Source organism: Rhodococcus sp. IEGM 1379, from assembly GCF_030056815.1.
In the GTDB taxonomy this organism is placed as follows: Bacteria; Actinomycetota; Actinomycetes; order Mycobacteriales; family Mycobacteriaceae; genus Rhodococcus_F.
In genome coordinates this window covers 1-6,819 of the sequence record NZ_JASHKR010000092.1, presented here as the reverse complement: position 1 = coordinate 6,819, position 6,819 = coordinate 1, and the positions used below count along the sequence as shown (strand labels likewise).

Here is a 6,819-nt window from a genome sequence, read left to right as displayed (position 1 = left end):
GGGTTGCCGACGACGGTGTCGGTGGTGGTGTCGATGACTGACACCGTGTTGTCGTGCCGGTTGGTGACGTAGGCGTGGGTGCCGCTGATCGCCACCCCGTACGGATACGCGCCGACGGGGATGGGGGTGCCGACGACGGTGTCGGTGGTGGTGTCGATGACTGACACCGTGTTGTCGATCTGGTTGGTGACGTAGGCGTGGGTGCCGCTGACCGCTATGCCGACCGGCTGTGTGCCGACCTTGATGGGGTTGCCGACGACGGTGTCGGTGGTGGTGTCGATGACTGACACCGTGTTGTCGTCCCGGTTGGTGACGTAGGCGTGGGTGCCGCTGGCTGCCACCCCGTACGGCCTCGTGCCGACCTTGATGGGGGTGCCGACGACAGTGTCGGTGGTGGTGTCGATGACTGACACCGTGCCGTAGAGGGTGTTGGTGACGTAGGCGTGGGTGCCGCTGATCGCCACTCCCCACGGTTGCGTGCCGACTGTGATGGGGTTGCCGACGACGGCGGCGGCGGCGGGACCCACTGCGGTGCCGAGGGTCAGGGCGAGCGCGCCGGCGGTGACCGCGGCGGTGGCGGCGAGGAGCCGCAGGCGCCTGGGGCGGTGTGGTCGGTGATCGAGGGTGGTCATCAGGGGGTGCGCCTTCCTGGCGGTAGTCCGCCCGACGGGGGCGGCGCGGCCACAAGAGAGCAACCACTGGGGGAAAGATAGCGGACATTCGGTAGGAAAAGCACTTTTGGTGTGTCCTTCCCGTTCACTTAATGGAGTAGACGGGAATGCCCCTGCTCGGGCGGAGGGGATGAGACGTTGAGCCAGACAGATCGGGCTGGGGCTGAGAATTCAATCGTCAGCCCCAGCCCGTTTCGTTGTCACCGGTCAGGAATGCAAGAGCATCGGAACGGCGGAGGTCGTGTTGCTCAGATCCACTGCACGAGTTGCCATACGAGGCCGTTGGGGTCGGCGAACTGGCAGTAGCGCTCACCCCACGGCTCGGTCTCCGGCTCGGTGACGACGGTAGCGCCGACTGCGGCGATGCGGGCGAATTCGGTGTCGATGTCTTCTCGTTTGCCACTGGCGCCGGCGACGAGACCTCGAGCACCGTCGTGGCCGAAGCGCTCGCGACCGAAAACGTCACCCTCACCGCCACGATCACCTCCAGGCGATTCGACGCCCCGCCGCGGCGCTGGGACCCAGCCGCGTCCGGGACCGTCGCCACGGTGACCGTGACGAGCAGTGACAGCAAGTCAGGCGCTCGCCGGCACGTGGGCCTGTCGGAGCCGGAAGCATGGGCTCGGGCTGTGTTCGCCGAGTTCGATGAGGGCGACCGGCAGCGGATCTACCTTCTCGGCGGCACTAATCCGGACACCCGACGCCCCGAGCGCGGTCTCGTCGTCTACCGCCTCTACCTCGATCAGGACGCGACGCCGATCCGTGTGCCCCCACAGTTGGTCGATACGCCCCACTACTGGATCGGCTCTCTGCACTGAGCCGAACCCGCGGCTGTTGAACGCCACGTTTCTGGTCTCAGTAGGCTCGGGCGATGGGTGTGGTCGACAGGTTGAACAGGTTCAACGAGGCGCATCCGTGGAGTCACAACGATTTCTACATTCCGTGGATCATGCGGCAGCTGGCCGGAGCGCCGCATTCGAGTGCTCTCGATGTCGGGTGCGGAACAGGCAACCTGCTCGACCGTTTGGCGCAACGATTCGATTCTGTCACCGGTGTGGAACCGGACCCTGCTACGGAGCAGATTGCCGCCGCTCGGTTCTCTTCACATGACGCAGTGAAGATTCGGTGCTCGACCCTGGCAGATGTTGGTCTCGGTGAGCGTTTCGATGCGATCACCCTCGTCGCGGTCCTTCATCATCTGCCGCTGGAGGAGACGTTGGGTCGGTTGCGGGGGATGCTCAGTCCTGGTGGGTGTTTGGTCATCGTGGGGTGCTACCGCGAAGAAACAATCGTGGACCGCGTGTTCTCGCTTTGTGCTCTCGTCTTCAATCCGGTTGTCGGTTTCGTCAAACACCGCAAGGTCGCCGGGCAGCTCCCCGCCGGGATGACAGCTCCCACCGCTGCGCCGACGGAGACGTTGGAACAGATCAAGCGTGCGGCGCAGGCGCAGCTTCCCGGTTGCCGTGTCCGGCGTCGACTGTTCTGGCGGTACTCGGTGGTTTTCAGGAATCCTGTCTAACCTCACGTCGCGATAGTGAGAACGAAGTTTTTCGTTTGATTCTTGTGCTTCGATCGTTGACCCCGTAGGTCGATTCTGAGCCCGTGTGGTTCCCTAGCGCTGAAACATGCACCTCGCCGGAAGGCGAGAGGACCGAAGAGCGGCGACGGAAACAGACCTGCGAGAGATGAGGGGACGTGTTATCGCACCTGATCAACGCTGGTTTCGAGAATGAGTTCGACGACAACATAGCCCCGCGGAACATGGAATCCGCAGACACGTGACAGGAGAGCGCACCATGCCGGCACCCGCTACGTTCCGGGCAGCCGGAGACCGAGCAGCAGCGCGCCTGCGGAAACGGGCCGAGTGGGCTGCCGCCGCGGCGCAGCGCCGAGCAGCCCACGACCTGGCCCACGAACAGTGGATCACGGGCGTGTTGGCCCCGTATCGGATCACCCGAGCCCTCGACGCCGCGGATCTGTACGGACGCGGGCGTCGACATTGCATGTGGGGCGCGGCGCAGGAACCGGCGGTCGACGAATGGGAGGCCGGCACCCGCTACCCCTTGTTCGAGCAGCTCCTCGCCCTGGCCGCGTTGACTCACCAATCCCCGGACTCGTTCGTCGCACGCGAAGGCGACGAGGACTTCGATATCCGGGACACCACGATGTGGTGCCACATCAGCAAAGCCGAGCGCACACGGTGGCGACCCCCGATCACCGAATTCACCACCGCTGCTATCGAAGAATGTCCCGGTACCAACGACTGCCGCGACACCCACCTCTTCTGAACCACACACATGAAACGGAGAAGAACCATGAAGAATCTGCCACTCGACGAAATTCAGATCACCCTCTCGGCCGAACCGATATCAGCAAGCAGCAGAGAAATTCTCAATTACATTGCGCGAGAAGGAAGAAAGGTTCAGTGCAATGTTCCGGTCGGGGCGGGCTCGCCCACACGAACGATCAACGGTGTGAAAGATTCTCACATCACCCCGATGACCCTGCGATCACGATGAGTTCCGTATCCGGATTGGACACAGCCTTTCACCTCGGGATACTCGGGGTAGTCGGCGCGTCAATGACTATCGGTGCCATGAACGACTGGTCAGGCGTGGCCATCGCTCTGGTCATGCTTCCTCTGCTGGTGATCCCGCTCAAACCGAATCTCGCCTCCGACATTGCCAACACACTCGAATATGCCTGGCATTCGCGAAGGCTCACAGACACCGACCATCGGAAAACACCCACTGAGAAACCAGATTTCCCAAGCTCACGTGCTTTTCCTGCATCCTCGAAACTGCTCTTGATTCGACTGGCCGCGAGGTGGGACTCGTGGCCTTTAGCGGGATCGCTGAGCGCCCCTGCGATCCCCAGATATGTCGGAGGGCTAAGTCAGGATTAAGGCCCGAACGTCATTCAAAGAGGGGTGAGCAGCGTGCACGATCCAGAGATCGTCGTCGCAGTCGAAGGCGATACCGCGCAGGAGAAGTACGCCAAGACGAAGGAAAGGTGGGGAGTCGCGTTCGGCGACATCACACTCCGCGATGAGCCGTGGCGCCGCGGCGGTGACCGCGGACAGATCTACGTCGTCGAATTCGATTCGGGGTGGGTCAAGGTCGGGCAAACGACGATCTGGGAGAACCGTCGCAGCAAGCTCGACTCCGAGTTCGGAAGTCGGTACGGCTGGGCCATCGAGCGCGACTGGCAGTCCGACTCGTTCTCGGCGATCCCGAGCGCCCACGGGGCGCGGCCGGCGTTGAAGGAGCTGGAGATACAGGTCCTCGACTTCATTCGGCGTATCCCGGGAGTGCAGGTGTTCAGCGACGAGCTGCCGGGCCGTGGTCGCGGAGTGTGCGGAATCGGAGAGACCGAGACCTTCCGCGGTCGTTCGTTCGGCGACTTGGTTGCGTGCGCGGATGTCCTTGCTCGATGCAGTTCGGCGGAGTGACCCAACCCCGTTCGGGGACGTGTCATTTCGGCTGGTCAGGTGGCTCTACGGAGACTGCAGGACGTTATCGGCTCTTGCTCCGGGAGTTCGCATTCGACGACGACGCGGTCTTCGAGCTCGTCGTCACTCCAACCAGCGCTGACGATACGGTGACGCATGCTGGTGTCCCCTGGTTTGAGTAGGATCCGCAGCGCTCGGTAGGTAAACCAATCCGATAGTGCAGTTAAGGGCCTGGGAGGGGAAATGGGCGGTTCCGGCCGGGGAACGACGCAGCTCGGCGCGTATCGAGCAGCCGCTTGGTCCGTCGAGTAGATTCTGGTGCATGAGTTTTTGGGGCGGGATGTTCGGCTCTGCGAAGCGCGAACAAGGTGAACGTGAACAATTCGGAGCACAGGCGCTGGCGATGGTGCGCGCGCAATCGGCGGTCGCCGCGGCGGACTTCGACGCCGAACAGTTCGAGATCCACTACGCGACACACAGCGGGATTCGCGGCCGGATCGACCTGACCACCGTGTTCCGGCGGTGCAGCAAGGTGTCCCCGCGCGAAGCCGCGCACGTACTCTTCGAATTCGTCACCCTCGGTCCAGAATTGGGCGGGACCGAGGAGCCCGCCACCGGCTGGGACGCTGTTGCCCCGAACCTGCGCCCGCTCATCCGTCCGGCGGGCGAACTCGCCGTGCGCGTCGAGGGCATGCGCACCGGCGACCACATGCTGTGGCGGCCGATCCTGCCCTGCCTGATGGAAAGCATCGTCCTCGACCTGCCGACCTCCATGCAGAAGGTCCATCCGACCATGCTCGCCGATTGGGGTGTCGACGCCGCCACCGTCTTCGCCGCCGCCCGCGCGAACATGCTCACTTACGCCCACGACACCGTCGCCCGCTACGACCCGAATGCCAAGGACGGCATCCTCCACATCCCCGACACCAGCGGCGACCGCTACTCGGGTTCCCTCCCACTGGTGGACGGCTGGCTGGCCGGCATCGGCGCCAAAGCCGGCGCCCGCCCCATCGTCTTCGTAGCCGAGAACGTCGGCGTCCTCGTCGGCGCCGAATACTCCGAACGCCATGTCCAATACCTCGTGAACGCCGCCCGAGAACTCTTCGACAACGCGGTCCGCCAGGTCTCCCCGGTCCCGTACACCCTCGACGCCACCGGCCGCCTGACCCCCTACCAGGTCCCCCGGAACCACCTGGCCTGGCAGGAAATCCGCTCCGCCGAAGCCACCCTCGCCGCCAACGTCTACGGCCAGCAATACGAAACCCTCCGCGCCGAACTCGACGAAGGCACCCTCGACGACTACGCCGCCAAACTCCTGCACGCCCGCAAACCCGACGGCATCGAAACCACTATCACCCCCTGGACCGACACCGTCCCCACCCTCCTACCCCGAGCCCACAACGTCACTCTGACCAACCCCACCACCGGCGCAACCTTCGGCGTCCCATGGGAAACCCTCGCCGCCGCCGTAGACCTCCACCCGGTCGAAGGGCTCTACCCCACCCGCTACCGCGTCGAACACCACCCCGCCGAACCGGTCATGTCCACCCTCCGCGCCCGCGCCAAAATGATCTGACTCGCGCGGGAGTCGTTCGCGGACGCGTATCGCGTTGTTGTGGTTCGTTTGGGCGTAGATCGGTAGTTGGTAGTGGACCGGCCCGCAGCAACCGGGCCGGTTCTTGCTGTTGAGTGTTGCGTTTGGGCCTCTCACCGTGTGGTGGGGGGCTTTTTCGTGTGTTGGGGGTGTGGGTGTGGCTTGGCGTGGTTTGTGGGGGTGTGGAGGGGCTGTGAGAGCTGTTCGGTGGTGGTGTTGGCGAGGGCGGTGAGGAGGTTGGTGAACGCGGTTCGGGTTGATGCTGTGATGTCCCGGAGCTGCTCTCTGTGGGTGGTGTCGAGTTCGGGGGTTTACGGTGCTCATTTGTTTCTGTTGGGTGCTGGGTGAGATCACAGGTTTGTGTAGGGGTGTTGCGTTGTTTCAGGCTTGTGACCTGGGGTGATGACATGTCCCCGGTTCGCGTTGGGTAGTGGGTGTCGTCGAGTGGGGTGTTCGGGTGGTGTGGGTGGGTGTGGTGTGTGGTTTTAGGGTTTGACCTGCGGTGATGACACGTCCCTGGGGTGTTGTGTGGGGTGTGTGGGGCGCCGGCGAATGTGGGGCCGGCGGGGTGTGTTCGGGTTCGGTGGTGGGGGAGTGTCGGGGGTGCTCGGCGGGGCGTGTGTGGGCCGATTTTCGGCTGTTTTTGAATGTTGTTGTGTTTCAGGAACTTTGGGTGATCAGTTGGTGGGGAATCGGTTTCGGTGGTTACGCATGGAGGTGTTTTGGTGAGTCTCGAATTATGTTGTGGCGGTTAGGATTTCGGTGTTTCACGGTTCTGTGTTGTTTTGCGGTTTTGGGTGGGGTCCTGTAGGATGGGAAGCATGATGACGATGAGTTGGCAGACGCGAGCAGGGGTAGCTTCGAGCGACCCCTGCTCCTCCCCAGCCTCGTTTGGTACTTGGGTACCGACTTCACAGTTCCGATCAAATCCTTTGGTGACAAATGCAATTCAGGAATTTAGAGGCGCGCAGCGACTCGATCGACGGCAGCCTGACTGGACCCACTGCGAGCCGCGCAGCGGCTCCCTGGCGGGGAGCGAAGCGAGCCGCTTCCGTTCCCGATGCGGAGCATCGGGAGAGCGCCGGGTGGGCTGGGCGTGACCC

The 6,819-nt window shown here is 63.4% G+C and carries 5 protein-coding genes and 1 pseudogene; 4 read left to right on the top strand and 2 right to left on the bottom strand.

Annotated elements, in window-relative coordinates; all coding sequences use genetic code 11:
* Both QM600_RS25855 and QM600_RS25850 read right to left on the bottom strand, forming a co-directional pair.
* Window positions 1-632: YncE family protein (locus QM600_RS25855; protein WP_283264577.1), on the bottom strand; the 632-nt coding region annotated here is incomplete at its 3' end.
* 287 nt (window positions 633-919) lie between these two features.
* Window positions 920-1,060, bottom strand: a pseudogene (locus tag QM600_RS25850) (VOC family protein); the annotation flags it as partial.
* Window positions 1,061-1,542: 482 nt separating this feature from the next.
* Here QM600_RS25850 and QM600_RS25845 point away from each other — a divergent pair.
* From QM600_RS25845 to QM600_RS25830, 4 genes are all read left to right on the top strand, one after another.
* Window positions 1,543-2,190: a class I SAM-dependent methyltransferase gene (locus QM600_RS25845; protein ID WP_283264576.1), complete on the top strand. Its 648-nt coding sequence runs from the start codon at window positions 1,543-1,545 to the stop codon at window positions 2,188-2,190.
* 277 nt (window positions 2,191-2,467) lie between these two features.
* The gene (locus tag QM600_RS25840) at window positions 2,468-2,959 is read left to right on the top strand and encodes a hypothetical protein (protein WP_283264575.1); all 492 of its coding nucleotides are present in this window, start codon (window positions 2,468-2,470) and stop codon (window positions 2,957-2,959) included.
* A 650-nt stretch (window positions 2,960-3,609) separates the two neighbouring features.
* Window positions 3,610-4,122 carry a hypothetical protein gene (locus QM600_RS25835; protein WP_283264573.1) on the top strand — a complete coding sequence of 171 codons (513 nt, stop codon included), beginning with the start codon at window positions 3,610-3,612 and terminating at the stop codon, window positions 4,120-4,122.
* 322 nt (window positions 4,123-4,444) lie between these two features.
* Entirely contained in the window at window positions 4,445-5,698 is a 1,254-nt protein-coding gene (locus QM600_RS25830; protein WP_283264571.1) for a DUF1444 domain-containing protein, read from the top strand.
* The last annotated feature ends 1,121 nt before the right edge of the window (window positions 5,699-6,819 follow it).